The organism is Cytobacillus sp. T106, assembly GCF_040492155.1.
In the GTDB taxonomy this organism is placed as follows: Bacteria; Bacillota; Bacilli; order Bacillales; family Cytobacillaceae; genus Bacillus_AB; species Bacillus_AB infantis.
On sequence record NZ_JBEUMK010000009.1, the window covers coordinates 119849 to 137310 of the forward strand.

Annotated in this window: 17 protein-coding genes and 2 pseudogenes; 6 read left to right on the forward strand and 13 right to left on the reverse strand. The window is 39.2% G+C overall.

Annotated elements, in window-relative coordinates:
• Positions 1-32: 32 nt before the first annotated feature.
• Positions 33-1214, reverse strand: coding sequence for a DUF4309 domain-containing protein (locus ABU165_RS16470; RefSeq protein WP_094769793.1), 1182 nt, complete (start codon positions 1212-1214; stop codon positions 33-35).
• 351 nt (positions 1215-1565) lie between these two features.
• Between ABU165_RS16470 and ABU165_RS16475 the strand changes: the two genes are divergently transcribed.
• The gene (locus ABU165_RS16475) at positions 1566-1841 is read left to right on the forward strand and encodes an acylphosphatase (RefSeq protein ID WP_129613995.1); all 276 of its coding nucleotides are present in this window, start codon (positions 1566-1568) and stop codon (positions 1839-1841) included.
• 46 nt (positions 1842-1887) lie between these two features.
• Here ABU165_RS16475 and panF read toward each other — a convergent pair whose 3' ends face one another.
• The 4 genes from panF to queF all read right to left on the reverse strand — a co-directional run bounded on the left by panF (position 1888) and on the right by queF (position 5090).
• The gene (gene panF / locus ABU165_RS16480; RefSeq protein ID WP_009792182.1) at positions 1888-3336 is read right to left on the reverse strand and encodes a sodium/pantothenate symporter; all 1449 of its coding nucleotides are present in this window, start codon (positions 3334-3336) and stop codon (positions 1888-1890) included.
• Positions 3333-3623 (reverse strand): YhdT family protein, encoded by a 291-nt coding sequence (locus tag ABU165_RS16485; RefSeq protein ID WP_094769790.1) that lies wholly within the window; start codon positions 3621-3623, stop codon positions 3333-3335. The genes panF and ABU165_RS16485 overlap by 4 nt, the downstream gene beginning before the upstream one ends.
• Positions 3624-3947: 324 nt before the next feature.
• Entirely contained in the window at positions 3948-4577 is a 630-nt protein-coding gene (locus tag ABU165_RS16490; protein ID WP_224950961.1) for a queuosine precursor transporter, read from the reverse strand.
• 15 nt (positions 4578-4592) lie between these two features.
• Positions 4593-5090, reverse strand: coding sequence for a preQ(1) synthase (gene queF / locus ABU165_RS16495; protein ID WP_009792185.1), 498 nt, complete (start codon positions 5088-5090; stop codon positions 4593-4595).
• Positions 5091-5425: 335 nt separating this feature from the next.
• Here queF and mscL point away from each other — a divergent pair, with 335 nt between their 5' ends.
• The 3 genes from mscL (at position 5426) to ABU165_RS16510 (ending at position 7255) form a co-directional block, all read left to right on the forward strand.
• Positions 5426-5815: a large conductance mechanosensitive channel protein MscL gene (gene mscL, locus ABU165_RS16500; RefSeq protein WP_009792187.1), complete on the forward strand. Its 390-nt coding sequence runs from the start codon at positions 5426-5428 to the stop codon at positions 5813-5815.
• Positions 5816-5871: 56 nt separating this feature from the next.
• A complete protein-coding gene (locus tag ABU165_RS16505; RefSeq protein ID WP_009792188.1) occupies positions 5872-6510 on the forward strand; it encodes a Bax inhibitor-1/YccA family protein in 639 nt (212 codons plus the stop codon).
• 325 nt (positions 6511-6835) lie between these two features.
• A complete protein-coding gene (locus ABU165_RS16510; RefSeq protein WP_318060490.1) occupies positions 6836-7255 on the forward strand; it encodes an AhpC/TSA family protein in 420 nt (139 codons plus the stop codon).
• Positions 7256-7476: 221 nt separating this feature from the next.
• Here ABU165_RS16510 and ABU165_RS16515 read toward each other — a convergent pair whose 3' ends face one another.
• The 5 genes and pseudogenes from ABU165_RS16515 to ABU165_RS16535 all read right to left on the reverse strand — a co-directional run bounded on the left by ABU165_RS16515 (position 7477) and on the right by ABU165_RS16535 (position 11010).
• Complete coding sequence (locus tag ABU165_RS16515) at positions 7477-7602, reverse strand: hypothetical protein (RefSeq protein ID WP_262380675.1); 126 nt, start codon at positions 7600-7602, stop codon at positions 7477-7479.
• Between the two features lie 258 nt (positions 7603-7860).
• The gene (locus ABU165_RS16520) at positions 7861-8460 is read right to left on the reverse strand and encodes a cupin domain-containing protein (protein WP_353762673.1); all 600 of its coding nucleotides are present in this window, start codon (positions 8458-8460) and stop codon (positions 7861-7863) included.
• A gap of 110 nt (positions 8461-8570) precedes the next feature.
• A pseudogene (locus tag ABU165_RS16525) lies at positions 8571-8973 on the reverse strand (GNAT family N-acetyltransferase).
• A gap of 334 nt (positions 8974-9307) precedes the next feature.
• On the reverse strand, positions 9308-9595 hold the full coding sequence (locus ABU165_RS16530) for a TIGR04104 family putative zinc finger protein (protein ID WP_353762674.1): 288 nt from the start codon (positions 9593-9595) through the stop codon (positions 9308-9310).
• 467 nt (positions 9596-10062) lie between these two features.
• Positions 10063-11010 carry an ABC transporter permease gene (locus ABU165_RS16535; RefSeq protein ID WP_353762675.1) on the reverse strand — a complete coding sequence of 316 codons (948 nt, stop codon included), beginning with the start codon at positions 11008-11010 and terminating at the stop codon, positions 10063-10065.
• A gap of 242 nt (positions 11011-11252) precedes the next feature.
• On the opposite strand from ABU165_RS16535, the gene ABU165_RS16540 reads away from it, so the two are divergent.
• Together ABU165_RS16540 and ABU165_RS16545 are read left to right on the forward strand one after the other, a co-directional pair.
• Complete coding sequence (locus tag ABU165_RS16540) at positions 11253-11804, forward strand: recombinase family protein (RefSeq protein ID WP_318060546.1); 552 nt, start codon at positions 11253-11255, stop codon at positions 11802-11804.
• Between the two features lie 36 nt (positions 11805-11840).
• Positions 11841-14785 (forward strand): annotated as a pseudogene (locus ABU165_RS16545) (Tn3 family transposase).
• 179 nt (positions 14786-14964) lie between these two features.
• Here ABU165_RS16545 and ABU165_RS16550 read toward each other — a convergent pair.
• The 3 genes from ABU165_RS16550 to ABU165_RS16560 form a co-directional block, all read right to left on the reverse strand.
• Positions 14965-15504 (reverse strand): nucleotidyltransferase domain-containing protein, encoded by a 540-nt coding sequence (locus ABU165_RS16550; protein ID WP_318060492.1) that lies wholly within the window; start codon positions 15502-15504, stop codon positions 14965-14967.
• A gap of 149 nt (positions 15505-15653) precedes the next feature.
• A complete protein-coding gene (locus ABU165_RS16555) occupies positions 15654-16139 on the reverse strand; it encodes a CDI toxin immunity protein (RefSeq protein ID WP_318060493.1) in 486 nt (161 codons plus the stop codon).
• 158 nt (positions 16140-16297) lie between these two features.
• The gene (locus tag ABU165_RS16560; RefSeq protein ID WP_318060494.1) at positions 16298-17236 is read right to left on the reverse strand and encodes an MBL fold metallo-hydrolase; all 939 of its coding nucleotides are present in this window, start codon (positions 17234-17236) and stop codon (positions 16298-16300) included.
• Between the last annotated feature and the right edge of the window lie 226 nt (positions 17237-17462).

Below are 17462 nucleotides of genomic sequence, written 5' to 3' on the forward strand. Positions count from 1 at the left end.
AACCATCTGGACGGCCTCGTACTGTTCATCCTTTAAAGCTTCCTAAGCTGAACAGACTTTATTTTTCCTGACTGGTCTGCATACACATCAATATTGTATTTTCCGGCAGCATAGATCGCCAGCACCTCTGTTCCTCTCCTGCTCTCCCTGAACGGCTCGCCGAACATTTTCTTGATATCTGCAAGCGTTGACTGCAGGCGGATTCCGGGAATTGAAACGACAGCTACCTCTTGTGTGGCTTCATCATAAAAATACGTTACTTCCGGATATTTCAGGTACGCATATTTGCCTTTTTTCCCTGCCTCGATAGAAGGGGGGCTCGCCTTTTTGACATCATTGATATTCGTGCCGATCGGATATTGGCTCCCGGTCAGTATGCCTTGGGAGGCTTTATCGATAATGCCCTTTTCAAGCTGAATGTTGTAGAACGGATGATAGTTTTCTTCGGCCGCACTCCAGATTTCAAACCATTTTTCCCCTTCGCCCAGGCCGTCCTTCATGTCAGAATCATCGTAGACCGTCTCGCTGACCTGTTTGATTTCCAGCTTTTCCTTGTCGAATGCCCATGTTGAAAAAACCCATCCTTCATTGTCATCAATAGAATTGACTGTCTGGATGTATTCCTGTTTGATTGCTTTGATTTCAGGTCCGAGTATGGACCTGATTCCCTCACCGGACTGGACGATTTTCAGCTCTCCATTCTGGATGCTGTACAGCTCTGCCGAGAACCGGCTGTCCCCCTCAGGCTGGACGATGGCAAGCAGGGTCTTATCACCAAGCTTAAGCGGATACGCCCCTTTTACTTCTTCATTGAAAACAAGCGGCAGGGATGAAAGAATATCCTGCTTAAAGGCAGACTTTGCCCCTTTTTTGGCCATATAGACTGAATAATTCCCTTCATGCACCGTGTCCTGCTTATCTCCTAAAACGCCTGCTTGTTCAAGCTTGACGGTTGTTTCATTTTCCGCATAAATATAGACTTCATAAGCCAGGCCTTCATCGGCCGCTTCAATGCGGTAAAGGGACTTTTCCTTAAGCCATGAAGTATCCTTTTTATCCTTGCCTTCTGTCTGGATCGTCAGGATAGCAGAATCGTCTTTCTGTTTCTCTGTTTTGTGCGAAATTTCCTCTGCAAGTGATGTGTGGATCTGATTGCTGCACGCGGCGGTTAACATTGACAGCACCATTAGCATTGCATATATATATTTATTCATCTTATCTCCCACTCATTTTAGCTCGATTTTGATGCCGGCTGACGCTTTTTCCCTGTCATGGCCGGTCACATTTCTAAAGTTTAACAAAGACATTTATATTCTACAAATCTGTTTTAACTGGTTTTTAAACAGTTTGTAATCTAATTGTAACATAAAACCGGAAACTTTTTTAACCCCTTCTTTTACAGGCAGGTATTTCCATCTTATTTCTTTTTAAAGACTATCTATACCATTCGTTATGCCGGAAAATTTTATGGGGGCCGTCCTTTATTTTTTCTGTCTTCTTGAATATTGCATTAGCCCCTCTTTTGTGGGACGATGTAGGTAATTATGGTGCCGGAGGAGAAGAAGATGATCCATTTGAACATTATAGTTTCCGGAAAGGTGCAGGGAGTGGGATTCCGCTTTTTCGCACAGAGAAAAGCTGTTCAATACGGCATCAATGGCTGGGTGCGCAACCGGGATGACGGTTCTGTGGAGATCCGGGCAATGGGGGACAAGAAGCAGTTGGATTCTTTTATGAGGGATTTAAAGAGAGGGAACCCCTTCTCGGCGATCGATCAGATGCAAGTGGATGAACTGGATGGCCAGGGCGAGCTGTCTTCTTCCTTTAAGATAAAATATTAGTTCATACACAAAAAGACGGGACCTGCAAAAGCTGTCCCGTTTTTTTTCAGGCTGTCTGCCCCATATCTTTCTGTGCTGTCCCGGCCGTCAGCATGCTGATGAGCATGTAAGCGGCAAATGACAGGATGATCGGCATGATGACTGTGTTCATGCCAAAGGCATTCGGATAGTATGTATAAAAAAGGATATACGAGACTACCCCGGTGATCATGGAGGCAATGGCTCCATGCTTATTTCCCCTGCTCCAGTACAGGCCAAGGACGACCGGCCATATGAAGGCAGCCTCAAGCCCTCCAAAGGAAAACAGATTGAGCCAGATGATCAGATCCGGCGGACTGAGCGCCATCAGGCAGACCAGGATCCCGAGGACCGCTGTAACGCCGAGGCTCAGCTTCTTAACCGTCCCTTCACTTGCATCAGGCTTGATATAATTCAGATACACATCCTTCACGACAGCCGAGCTGACGAGGAGGAGCAGAGAATCGACAGTCGACATGATCGCTGCCATCGGAGCGGCCAATACCACCCCTGCCAGCCACGGAGGCAGAACCTCCATCGCAATGAGCGGCATCACCTTGTCCCCCACCTCAATACCAGGCAGGATCGGACGCGCGAACACGCCGATCAAATGCATGCCAAGCATGATAAAGCCGACCACAAAGGTGCCGATGATGATCGCCCTGTGCATGGCCCTGGAGTTTTTGTAGCTCATTGCCCTGACAGTCACCTGCGGCAGGCCGACCACCCCGACGCCGACAAGAATCCAAAAGGAAGAAACATAGAGCGGGGACAGTCCGCCATCAAAGCCATACGGCGAAACAAGCCCAGGGTTTTCCGTCCTTAGGTCGGTGATGATATTCCCAATCCCTCCGCCCGCAATAATGACAGCGATCAGAAGGATCAGGGTCCCAACAAACATGATGACTCCCTGGACCGCATCTGTTACCGCCACGGCCCTGAAGCCGCCAATGATGACATACACAAGGACTGATGCGGCGAAAATAAACAAGGCAGTCCCATATGAAAGGCCTGTCAGCGATTCGATCAGACGGGCGCCGCCGACCCACTGGGCCGCCATGGAAGCGAACAGGAAGATGATGATGCTCAGTGCTGAGAGCAGCACCACCCACTTGCTCTGATATCTTTCTTTTAAAAAGTCGATCAGTGTGACAGCCTTATATTGCCTGGCGACAATCGCAAATTTTTTCCCGAGCACCATCAGCACAAAATAGCCTGTCACCAGCTGGGACATCGCAAGCAGCACCCAGCCGAGCCCCTGGGTGTAGGCGACACCGGGTCCGCCGATGAAGCTGCTGGCGCTGCCGTAAGTGGCAATCATCGTCATGGCGAGGATGAATCCTCCCAGCTCCCTTCCGCCAAGGAAGTATTCCTGCAGAAAAGAATCTGTCGAGCGGACATGCCTGCTCGCCCAAAAGCCTACCAGGAAAATCGCCACCAGGAACACAAGAAGCGGGATAATGACACCTATATTCATTCCGCCTTCCCCCCTTCTTCACTGTCATCGAAAGGGACTTCTTTAAACAGAAACTTCACGGCTGCCCAAACAAGGACAAACACAACCGCAAATCCCGCCACACAGCTATAGAAAAACCAGGCAGGCAGCCCCATGATATATGTATACTCTTCGACAGGACCTGAGCCCATCCCGTAAGCAAAGCCAAACCACCACAGAAAATTAAAAAGGACAAGACCGATACCGATCCAGGCTTCCCTCTTCGCCACCTTAAAACGGGGATCCTTCCCCCCGGCTTTATTATCCAAGTCCTTCCCTCCTTATCCCATTATCCTTCACAAAAAAATTAAGAATTATTTCCACCTTGATTGTAAACCAAAAACACCGAACCAGAAACAAAAACTTGGTTTCCGTGCCAGGCACCGCTGGTGGACACTTTTGCCCCAATTATCTTTTTGCGGTGCCAGGTACCTTCAGTGGACACTTTGGCTATGTTTGTCTTTTCATGGTACCTGGCACCATCGGTGGACACTTTGGCCACATTGTCTTTTCATGGTACCTGGCACCATCATGCAGCAGCATCAAAAAACAGCCCCCTGCTAGAGGCTGTTTTCATGACGCAGATTCTGCTGTCAGCCTGCGAACTCGGCAGGCTGCTTTTTTTCTTTCCTGGCCATGCCGACCAGCAGGTAAACCAGCGGTGTATCAATCAGCGCGACAAGGAACTTAAAGGCATATTGTGTTCCGATCATCGCAAGGAGCGCCCCTGCAGGCATGGTGCCGTAAAAAGCGATCAGAATGAACACAGAGGTATCGATCAGCTGGCTTGAGACTGTGGACAGATTATTGCGGATCCACAGTTTCCTGCTGCCATGCTTTTCCTTCAGCTTATGGAAGACATACACATCCAGGTTTTGGCTGACCAGATAAGAAATAAGGCTTGCAATGGTGATGCGGAAGCTTCCGCTTAAAATTGTTTCAAATTCAGCCTGCGCTCCAAAGAATGGCGCTGATGGCAGATGGATCGCTGCAAAAATGAAAACGGCTGACAGGAGCTGTGTTACGAATCCGGCGAGCACGGTCTTCCTGGCAGCTTCTTTTCCATAAACTTCACCGATGATATCAGTAATTGGATACGTAAAAACATAAACAATCACAGCCGCCGGCAGAACAGCCCAGGATCCCAGGCTGAACAGTTTGACGGCAAGAATATTGGATAATATGAGCAGGCCGGCAAATGCGGCATTCAAATATAATAGCAAAACGTCTGTCTCCTTTTAACGGTTGTCGATGGTTTCAGGGTACAGATCGTGATTCATCATCCTGTACTCTGCCATCTTTTCATATTTTGTGCCCGGCTTTCCGTAATTGGTATACGGATCGATGGAAATGCCGCCGCGCGGAGTGAATTTGCCCCATACCTCGATATAGCGCGGATCCATCAGCTCAATCAGATCATTCATGATGATGTTCATGCAGTCTTCATGAAAGTCGCCATGATTGCGGAAGCTGAACAGATACAGCTTCAGTGACTTGCTTTCAACCATCCTCTGATCAGGAATATAGCTGATATAGATGGTCGCAAAGTCCGGCTGGCCCGTTTTCGGGCACAGGCTTGTGAACTCAGGGCAGTTGAATTTCACGAAATAGTCGCGGTTCGGGTGCTTATTATCAAAAGCCTCCAGGATGGACGGCGAGTATTCAAACAAATATTGTGTCCCCTGATTGCCAAGCAAAGTAACATCCTTCAATTCTTCATCTTTTCTTCCAGACATAGAAAAAAGCCTCCTCATATGGTACTGCGCATACAAGAGAGGCTCCTCGATATATAAAAATCAGCCCGAAAAAAATAAAAACCATATCCCCGCGGATATGGCTGATCAATTTTATCAGAACCATAGTTTTTTATAGAGGGTTTGTTGCTATGAACCTCTCCTGCATGATGCAGGAATGTCGTATATTTTTTTGTCCTCTGTAACTATAGTGAAAAAGCCGGATTCTGTCAATACCATGCGCGGGAAGCTTTTCTCTCCTTAACAACCGGCTCTTTTATAAGTATAATAACTTTTATCGCTATACACCTTGGACAAAAAAGAAAGGAATGACCTGTATGCTGAAGGAATTCAAGAAATTTGCCATCAAAGGCAATGTGGTCGATCTGGCAGTCGGTGTGATCATCGGCGGAGCCTTTGGAAAAATCGTCACCTCGCTCGTCAATGATATTGTCATGCCATTTCTCGGACTGCTCACCGGAGGGGTTGATTTTTCCGAGCGGTCTGTAAAAATCGAGGACGCTACCATCAAATATGGTGCATTCATCCAATCTATCATTGATTTTGTCATCATCGCCTTTTCCATCTTCCTCTTTGTCAGGTTCATCAACAGGCTGAAGAGCAGGCATGAACAGGAAAAGCAGGTAGAAGAAGCACCGACCGTCGATGCGAAGGAAGAACTGCTGAAAGAAATCCGTGATCTATTAAAAGAAGAAAAAATGAATTGAAACCTTACCCGATTTTCTGCGTATAAAAGGTAATCAATTCATATGAGGTGAAACATATGTATGCACAAACTGCCAACACCGGCTATCTTCCATCTGTTTTAAGAGCCTTTGCCCTGTCACTGGCATTTGCCTTTCTCGGGACGATGGCTGGCGTCTATATCCCTCCGGCGCTGTTTCTGCCGCTCGTCATCCTTGAGCTGGCCATGCTGATCGGAGCGTTCTTCTTAAGAAAGAAAAAAGCAATTTCCTACACTTTTCTGTACAGCTTCACCTTTATTTCGGGGATTACAACCTACCCGATCATTGCGCATTATATTGCGACATCAGGTGCCAATACCGTCCTGATGGCCGTCGGAACAACAGCTGTTGTATTTGGCGGACTTGCTTTTTATGCAACCACAACCAAGCGTGACCTCTCATTTCTCGGCGGCATGCTGATGGCAGCCCTGCTGGCTCTGATCTGCATCTCCATTTTCCATATGATCTGGCCGTTAAGCTCCACAGCACTGCTAGCTTTTTCCTTTATCGGCGTGCTAGTCTTCAGCGGCTATGTCCTGTTCGACTTTAACCGCATGAAGCAGTACGGAGTAAGCGCTGAGGAAGTGCCGCTCATGGCGCTGAATCTGTATCTTGATTTTATTAATCTGTTTATCAATATTCTTAGGATCTTCGGCATTCTGGCCAGTGATGACTAAGAAAATAATGCGCCTTGATTCTGTAAATGAATCGGGCGCTTTTTTCCGGCAGAGAGTCCCGAAGTCCGGCAGATTCAGAAACTTTGGCATTTTCCTTCAAGCACATCACCCGATCCCCTTTTTTTGCCCATTCCCCCCTCTTCCGTTATGATAGAGCTAATTCTATTAAATTTGTTCTGAAAGAGGGATGGGTATGGATTACAAATTAGAGATCCCCGGTTCGCAGGATACGATCACTTTGGGTGAAGCAATCAGCGGACAGGATACGATGCTCGTTTTTGTCCGCCACCTTGGCTGACCAGTCTGCAGGGAATATCTCGCGCAGTTGCGTGAGCGCATAGCAGAAATTGAAGATAAAAAGTTTCACGTGAAAATTGTGGCGCCTTCCAAAGGGGCGTTCATTGAACAATTCCTGGAGCATTTCGGGCCGTTTCCGTTTCCGATTTACGGTGATCCATCCCGGGCAGCGTATAAAGGAATGGGCCATCAGACGATGCCTAAGTGGAAGCTTCTTGCAAAGGCCGGGTTCGGATTTGTCACCGGCCAGGTGAAAGGCTTTATCCCGGATGAAGAAAAACAGAAGCAATTTGTGATGAAATCGATGAAGACGCAGGATGTTTATATCCAGGGCGGTACATGGCTATATTCTTCACAGGGTGAATTGCTCTGGAAGCATATTGATCCTTCACCTGAAAAACATGCCAGCATTGATGAAGTTTTAGCGGTTATTGATAGCCGGGGCTGAGAGCTTCAAAATGACGCTCTCCACATTTGTACGGGTTTACTTATGAGGTACAAAACGTTAAATCGAAATCACATAAATTTCACAACACAAATCACAGTATATTTGCAGTCAAAAAAGGCTTAGAGTATTTCCAACTCTAAGCCTTTTTTGTAATAACTTGTTACACTAAAGCACCTGTTTGTTTAAGTACAATTGTTCACAATGAATAGATAATTAGTCTTTTATCCTAACCATTGTTTATTGTAAGCTATTATTCCAATTATCGCTCCAACTCCTGAACCAAAAAGTCCACCGGCTATTGCCCATACTACTTTTGAGACTTTTTGATTTTTATTACTTAATTCCACTATCAATTCCTCCCCATTTAGAATGACTTATTTATTTTACGAGATGTGCATATATATTTACGGAAAATCAAGGGGGTGAGTTTCGAAAAAATGGTATTTTCCATTTTACTAACCTGCCCCTTTTGTGAAATAAGAATGGCCGCCTAAATTGACAGTTGTTCAGGGAAGTAGCACCTTTACAGTGGAATTATTCACAAAGTACTAACTGACATTGGTACATATCATGAATTATGTTATTAAAGTATAGGTAGTGTGATCTTATATTTTACGTTCTGAAAATCTCAAAAACCTCTTAGGAGTTAAACTTTCGATTACTACAGCTTCATCTTCAAAAGTATACAAAACGTTATTGGCTAGGTCTAAAAATACCTTAAAGACATCCTCTTTTTCTTCATAATATTTTCCACTAATTTCTATGGTGTTGTAAGTAGTAAAATTAGAAGCGATATTTACTTTGTTATCTAAACAAATGAAATGGCGTTCTTGAATTGGTATTCTTACTATCTGTGAACTATCTATGCTTGGGTAAACGGTTAAATTCTCTTCAGGCGTCGCAAAAACAAGGAAACGAACATTATTCTCTGATAAATTTTTATAACCGTGAATTACGTTTGACCACCCTGTAACTAATTCCCCTGCTTTTACTGTAATACATTCGTCCAAGTCTATGTAATAACTTAGGGAACCCTGAAGAACATAAGCACTATCTTCTCCTTGCGGGTGAATATGAGGAGGTATCTCTTCATCGTGTTTTGAAAGGTTGAAGTAAAGGATCCTGGTATTTTTATCTTTACTTTCACATATTTTTGTTACTATTCCATCATACTTTTTCTCATCTCTAAGCTCCAATATATGCAACATAATCCCTCCTGTGATTTTTGAAAAAGAAGGAAAGCTTCCCTTTTGGAACATATATTCAACAAAAAGAACGTCAACCCTTTTTGGATTAACGCTCTTAAAGAAGAATACTAATAAGCCAATCTCTTCAGCAGAAAATATTGTTGAAATTCTTTTACAGGGTGTTCTTCAACTATCCCAACCACCTCATAACCAAACTTTTGATAAAACTTTGGTGCTTGGAAACTAAAAGTATCTAGTTGAATTAATCTGCATTTATTAGTTACAGCAATTTCCTCGATGCTTTGTAATAACTTCTCTCCATAACCTTTCCCCCTTAGAGTTTCATCCACCCATAAGAAATCTATATGTAGATGGTACCAAAATATTGTCCCTGTTATCCCGCCCAGAATATTGTCTTACTTTTTTCACTGGATGCTTTACTTTATCAGGAATATTTCTCAGATTATGCTCGATTACTTTCTTTCTTATATATTCACTATCCTGTTGGCTCCACTGCTGCACTATCTTCATGCTTTCCCCTCCCCCAACTTAGCAATAAGTATATATTTGTTATACTCTGCAGCTAGCTCTTCTTTCACTAAACTGCCCCGTTTGTTCCATAAGAAATTAAACAGAAAGCCAAGACCCTCATTAGTTCAATAAGATATTTGTTATTTGTTAGGCTTGGAAACAAAATATGAGCTAGTACCCATTAGGCCACCACCGAGTATCGCAAGTGTCGTGCCGACTATTACCCAAAGCGTGGAAAAAAAGAGGATAAATATATTCCTAACATTAATATGATTAAGCCAACACAAAGCAAGATATGAACTTTTCTCACACTCGTCACCCCTGTTTTAATTATTCACTTAGACTCTTTATAAGTAACAAGAAAAGGAGCCAACAAAGAACCAGCTATTAAAATAAAAATAGCTATGCCAAGTGTCGCAAGGATGTTCCTAAAGGGGGATAGAAAATGACCGAAGGTGAGCATTGGAAGAATAGTTAAAGAGACGAAAATTAACCTGCTTGGTATTGTTATCTTATGTGTTGTATCGCATTCGTTACATTGAATAGGTTTATAACTCCCCCAGAGGGATTTATAGATTTTACTCCAACTAAAATGTGCATTGCATTTCTCGCATTTTTGCAAAACTAATCACCTCGATAAGCTAGATATTAAATATCATGCAGTATTTTCCTTCAACAAACCTGCCCCGTTTGTTATAGGGGTAAAGCCAACATTTCGGAAATTTTGTACGCTAAACAAATTTCAACCTAAAAAGTCGGATTCCAGCACGCTAAGGAACCGACTTTTTATTTGGCTTGTTAAGCTGAAGCCTCCGTTAGTTGGATACCACGCTATTCTTTAAAGGCACTTCCTGAGACATTGACTCTCTTTGATACAAAGAAATATACAAATACATAAACAAATAAACTTCCAATTACAAGATTGAATAAGTTAGCAGTAGAAGTATGCATGAACATTGCGAAATATAGAATGAAAAATTGTGCATATAGTATGACCAAGACAAACTTTAAGAAAGAATCTTTTATCTGAGATTTTGAAATAGGATAAAGTAATACACTTTGTTTCATTTCATGTTGTAAAGGAATTACTTAAAATCCAGTCATAAATAAAATGAGAAGATTAAAGATCCAACCACTTGATGGCATAGCATAATTAACAAATATGCCAATTACAGTTAGTCTTAAATAAAGATAAAAGTAATCATTATATCTTACAAACAAGTGTGAGTATAAATATACGAATGTACTACTTTGACTATATGGGATACACCTTTTCAGAATCATAGTAAGCAAACGCCTTTTCCGAAACGAACGTTTAAGATTAGGGACATCCATGAAAATATTAATAAATTTAAAGTTACTTAATAAGGCACTTTCTTCTTCAACTATTAGCCACTGCCAATTCAGATTTCTTTTTTTTCCTATAAAATAAATTAAATAGACGAAATTTATACTCATTAAAACAAGCTCAAAAATCCAGTCATTATTAAACAAAAAGTAACTCATTAAAAATATTGAAAAAAACCTATTTAGCCTATGTAACACAAATTGTACATTGTTCTTTAACCATTGTTCAGTCCACTTCATTAAAATGTTATAAGCAGCAATCCCCACTATAAAAATAAGAAAGAGAAGATTTATATTAGTTGTGTGCAAAAATAGGGATAAAAAAACAGTTATGAAACTTACCAATTTAATAACATCAATAACAAAACTATATATAAGTGATTTAATAAAATACGGCTTTAATCCCCATTCTAATGGCAACAAAAAGATTATATCTGCCCTTTTAACAAAAGTACGGACTTTTGTCTGTTTTAAAATGAAGGTTACAAATAGTGATAAGATTACTTCAACAGATATTTGAGGAGGTATCCACTGAAGAAATAAATGAAAATAATAAATAAAGATACTACTAATGATCAGAAAAAAATAAACAACATTCGCACCAATTATTGAATAGTACCTGATCATTTTTCTATAAAATTCCTGAACCCTTAAACCCCATAATGTTTTTCTATCCATTAATACACCCATACCTTTATTGAATAATATCCCAATCTTTTATTAAAGTTAACATAAATATCCATTTCCCTTTCTACATAAAGATACCACAAACGACCGTTTATGGTACCAATAAATATGTTAAAAAAAACAACCTATTTCTATTAATTTATAGAACCAAAACTCATTCCTAAAATCAAAGTAACATTTTTAATATCTAATACCGTTTTTGGTGCTAATATAGGGTTATAAACTACTTTTGCAGGTGATGAATGGTGATATTTGGTTATGCACGTGTAAGTACGGAGGAACAAAACTTAGATATGCAAGTTGATGCCCTTACAAAATTTGGAGCAGAAAAAATTTATAAAGAAAAATTGACCGGAGCTAGAAAAGATAGACCCCAACTAGAAGAACTTCTTAAAGTCTTACGCAGTGGCGACAAAATTGTTGTATATAAACTTGATCGTATTTCGCGTTCTACAAAACATCTAATTGAACTTAGTGAATTATTCAATGATATGGACGTAGATTTTGTCTCTATTAATGACAGTATTGATACTTCAACTGCAATGGGGAAGTTTTTCTTTCGTACAATGGCAAATATTGCAGAGTTAGAACGAGATATTATTAGTGAGAGGACAAAATCAGGGCTTCAAGCAGCAAGATCCAGAGGAAGGAAAGGTGGCAGACCATCGAAGAAAAGGGACAAAGTTGAAATTGCGATAAAAATGTATAAAAGTAAGGATTATACAATCAACGAAATTACAGAAGCAACGGGACTCAGCAAAACTTCACTGTATAGATATTTAGACAAAGTAAATTAGACTCATACAAAAAATATTTATAAGGATTGATTTAACTTGAGTGTGAAAGAACTGCTGACACCAGAACAGCGAAAGGAAATTTTAAACCTTAATAATTAATCGGAATATGAATTTACTTCTTATTACAGTCTATCGGACTATGATATTGATGTTATAAATCGTCATAGAAGAGATCATAATCGATTGGGGTTCGCACTTCAATTATGCATTCTTAGAAACCCCGGCTGCACGTTAATTAATATATTAGAAATACCCGATAACCTTATTAAATATGTAGCTAATCAAATTAATGTAGATCCTGAGGTTTACTCTTCATATGCTCAACGTGATACAACAAGGCGTGAGCATTTAGAAGAAATACGTCAAGTATATGGATATAGAAACTTTAATAACAGTGATTATCGGACAATTTCTAATGTTCTTTTAAAGTCCGCATTGGAAAATGGAAATTCAATGTATCTAGTACGTACTGCAATCGATTTATTAAGAAAGGAAAAAATAATCCTTCCTGCAATACCAACAATTGAGAGGATGGTTTGGCTAACAAGAACGCGTGCAGAGAAAAAATTATATGCCATACAAATAATCTTTCTGAAAGACATAAGCGTGAACTAGAAAAGTTGATCGATCTAACGGTAAATAATAATAAAACCCAATTAGCTTGGCTTCGGGAAATTCCAGGACAGTCGTCAACAGATTCTTTTTTAAAGGTCATAAAAAGATTAAAGTACATTAAAGAAATAAATATTGCAGCCGATACGGCATTAATACACCCCAATAGACTTTTACAATTGGCACGAATTTGGGCTAGGTATGAACCCCATTCTTTTAGAAGATTTAAAGAAGATAAAAGATATGCATTATTAGGTGCTCACTTAATCACTCTTTCCCAAGACTTAACTGACCATGCCATTGAAATTCATGATAGACAAATGATGGTGTTACAAGCAAAAGGCAGAAAAACTCAAGAGGAGATGCAAAAACAAAATGGAAAGTCAGTAAATGAAAAAGTTGTGCATTACGCAGATATAGGAACGGCTTTAATTAATGCCAAAGATGAAGGAATCGATCCCTATGTGGCACTAGAGCAAGTTATGCCTTGGGAGAAAATTGTAGAATCGATTGAAGAAGCTAAATTATTATCAAGACCAATGGATTATGATTATCTCGATTTAATAAAAACTCGATATAACTATTTAAGGAAATATACTCCAAGCCTGTTGGATTCTTTAGAGTTCAAATCTACTAAATCAGCAGAACCTTTAATGAAAGCACTAGATACCATACGAGAATTAAATGATTCTGGAAAAAGGAAAATCCCTGATGGCTCACCTTTAAGTTTTGTTCCTAAACGTTGGCAAAAACATGTTTTTGATGATGAAGGTAACATTAACCGTCAATATTATGAAATGGCTGCCTTAACTGAACTCAAAAACTATATCCGTTCTGGTGATGTTTGGGTTGAAGGTAGTCGATTACATAAGGATTTTGAAGAATATTTAGTGTCAAAAGATGATTGGGGAAAAGCAAAGATTAAAGGGACTAATATAGCTGTTAATGTAAGTTTTGAACAGTATATACAGGAAAGATGTGAGACTTTAAATACTAAACTTCAATGGATTTCCAAAAATATTGATAAAGTTGAAAGTATCAACATTGAAAAACAAAAGATATATGTTGAGAGACTTCAAGCTGATACTCCTGAAGAAGCTAGAAATTTCAGCTTATCGCTTTATAATATGCTTCCAAGAGTTAAACTCACTGATTTATTAATGGAGGTAGCTGAATGGACTGGATTTGAGGAATCATTTGTTCACGCTTCCTCAAATCAATCACCTAAAGGTGAAGAAAAGTCTATTGTGATGGCTTCGTTAATGGCGATGGGGACAAATATTGGATTAACTAAAATGGCCGAAGCAACTCCTGATATTTCATATCGCCAAATGGCCAATGTTATGCAATGGAGATTACATGAAGACGCTATGACTCGTGCTCAAGCTACACTGGTAAATTATCAGCACCGTCTATCATTAGCTTCATATTGGGGAGATGGGACAGCATCATCTTCAGACGGTATGCGTGTCCCTGTCGGAGTATCATCATTACATGCAGATTCAAATCCTCATTATGGAACTGGAAAAGGTACAACAATTTATCGTTTTACAAGTGATCAGTTTTCTTCCTTTTATGCAAAAGTTATTAATACAAATGCAAGGGATGCTGTACATGTGATAGATGGATTATTACATCATGAATCTGACCTTACAATTGAAGAGCATTACACTGATACAGCCGGATACACGGATCAAGTTTTCGGATTGAGTCATTTGTTAGGATTTCGTTTTGCGCCAAGGCTAAGAGATATAAGTGACGCTAAATTATATACCATTTCTTCTTCTAATGATTTTCCAAACATAAAAGGTATACTTCGAGGTAAGATTAACACAAACGTTATTAAAGAGAATTTTGATGATATATTAAGGCTGGCACATTCAATTCGAGAAGGAAAAGTTTCTGGTTCATTAATTATGGGGAAATTAGGTTCTTATGCAAGACAAAATAAAATAGCTACAGCCCTTCGAGAGGTTGGAAGAATTGAAAAGACTATTTTTATTCTTGACTATATAACAAATGAAACATTAAGAAGAAGGATACATCGTGGACTAAATAAAGGAGAAGCCATGAATGGATTGGCTAGAGCTTTATTTTTTGGTAAACGTGGTGAATTCAGAGAACGCGGCATACAAGATCAACTTCAAAGAGCTAGCGCATTAAATATATTAATCAATGCAATAAGCGTATGGAATACTGTGTATTTAAGTGAAGTAACAAAGGAATTTAGGAAAAAAAATGTCCTAAAAGAAGAATTACTTCCACACATTTCACCTTTAGGATGGGAACATATTAATTTCCTTGGAGAATATAAATTTGATTCAAATAGATTACCAGCTAATTCATTAAGACCCTTAAATAAAAACTAATCCATAATATAAGCCATATCCCTTAGCGTATAGGTATTTGGCTTTTTTTATGTCGAATTTTGCTTAACGTACAAAATTTCCGAAATGTTGGCTGTACCCCTTATATAAGAAAAGCTGCCTGGTTTGGCAGCTAATCTATAACATAAGCACCCTTTACTTTAAGTACATTTTTTCACAATCTAAAACAATGTTTCATCTATTATTTGGCGTAAAATCCTTTTGCTTTCTGAGTCTTTTTGTCGTGGTGTCCGACCGATTTGTTCATAGACCATTTTTTCTTCCAAAAGTTGTTTTGGATGCAATACGTGAGCTGATATTCCGTTCAAAAAAAGTGTTTGTGGAAGCAGAGAGTCTGGTCTCCATATCCATTCAGGTAAGCCATTCATTATAAGCTCTCCATCAGCTAAACGGGTTATATAGCAAAATGAAATTTCTACATTTTCCTTGCGAAAATCAGACTGCCTATCACGAAATTCTTCTTTAACAGATGTCTTCTCATATCCAGATTTTACAAGTTCATCTTCTAAATGTTCCCGATTTTTTATCCACGTTACTAAATCAATATCGTCATGTGGACGAGTCATCCTTCCAAGTAAAAAATCAATTGCCCATCCACCACGCAACCAAAATTCAATTCCATTTATCTCAGAAATGGTACTTATTTCAGCCAATACTTTAAATTGCGACTCAGTTTGTCCATTGAAGATTCGATTTGTCATTTAATCCTCCCACTCTTTTTCTGCCCACTTATGGTCTGACTAAGAACATTTCTTATTCAACAAATCTGCCCCGTTTATAGATTAAGAAAAACCGCCAGGCCATGACAGCAGATATCAAACACAATCATCACCAATATTACAATAAAACATCACATCCACCCTATGCCAACTTCATCATCATGACAAAATTCAATGACATATCTTAGTGAAGGGCAATAAATCCATTGGTCTGGTCCTATATACATAACACCTTCAATACATTCAAGTATGGTTAACAAAGTTGTCTTAACAACAGGATATTGATATTCCCCAACCATCAAGTAAACAGGAACTGTCGTATCCATTGATTGATTCAATAAAATAGTAGGGATGCTTGAAGTTTCTTTTGTTGGAATAATAAGTTTATTGTTTACCTTTTCCCAATCAATTCTTCCCCAAGATGCAATTGGAAAACAGTCCGTCATATCTCTTTCAATCTTGTCACTTTGGATTTCATCTAATATTTCAACATTATTCTTTCCGGGAAACAGTGCTAACATCTCCACAATTCTCTTCTCTCTTTGCTCTTTTTCCTCCTTTTGCTTTCTTGCTTGGATTAAAAACTCTAATCGTTTTTTTCTATCTTCTCTCCCCACAGGATAATGCTCCTTTACACCGATTGTCTGTAATTTGTATTAAGTTTCTTTTTTGCCTGCCCCGTTTGTCATATAAGAAAAGCTGCCTGGATTGGCAGCTGATCTATAACATAAGCACCCTATTGTTTAAGTGCATTTCTTCAAAATATTAGACAGTTTTACTTGAGTTCATTGAATATAGTATTTAAATTTCTCTTATATCCATCAATACCTGTCCAAGTTGAATATTCTTCAGGTGTTTCTAAAGCTAAAATTTGTTCAAATTGTTGCCCTCTCTCCAAAGCCAGACTTACCCTATCATTAAGGTGCTGCAAATAGTTTAACATTACATCTATTTGTCTATTTGTTACTAAGTTACCGTGACCTGGAACGATTCTTTGAATATCCAACTTAGAGATTTTTATTAAGTTATCAATAAATTCTTGAGAATTGTAAATAGGAGGATGTAGATTCTCTAATACGATGTCACCCATAAATGCGATTTTCTCTTCAGGTAAATATAGAAATGCGTCACTAGGAGTATGTCCTCCCCCATAACAATAAAACTCAACATTTCGAGTATTACCGTGAATAACAAACTTATTTTCAAAAGTCACATTAGGAAGTACAATATGAAGTTCAGGAATTGACTCGTAGACTTTTGTCATTTCCTTTAATTGATTTTTAATGCTAATTTGTAAAACTGGATTACGCTCAAGCTCCAGTCTCTCCTCCAATTGATTTAAATATTGTTTCATTTCTTCCATCTCTTTGTGTGGATCAAGAATAATATTTTTATGTTCGTGCAAATCCCTTGTTTTTAGTGTTGAGATGATTGTAACGTCTTCGAAAATTTGATTTCCAAAAGTGTGATCTCCGTGATAATGGCTGTTAAAAACAAATTTAATTTCTTTTTGTGTAATGTCTTCTGCTGCTTTTCGTAATTCTCTTGCAGCATTGGGGGTAGTAAAGGTATCAAAAACAACCACTTCATTACCAATATCAATAAATCCCGAATTCCCCATTGCACCTTCACCTTTTCGGGCAATCGCTGCATATACACCTTCAGAAAGTTCTTCCAGCGAGAAATAAGAGGTTTTAATTTTACTGTTTGGCATTCTTTGTCACCTCTAAATGTTTATTTGTGGAATATGTAAAGCAATTACATAATAATTCTCACTTTCTTAGATATTTCCTTCTTTAGCTAAACTGCCCTTTTTATAAAAATTAAAAAGCTGTATCATTTGGTAGCTGATCTGGAATTATAAGCACCCTTTAACTGGACAGTAGAAGTATCAAGCTAAGCTCGTTTATTCCTTTCTTTTGGCAACGATATAAGCCTCT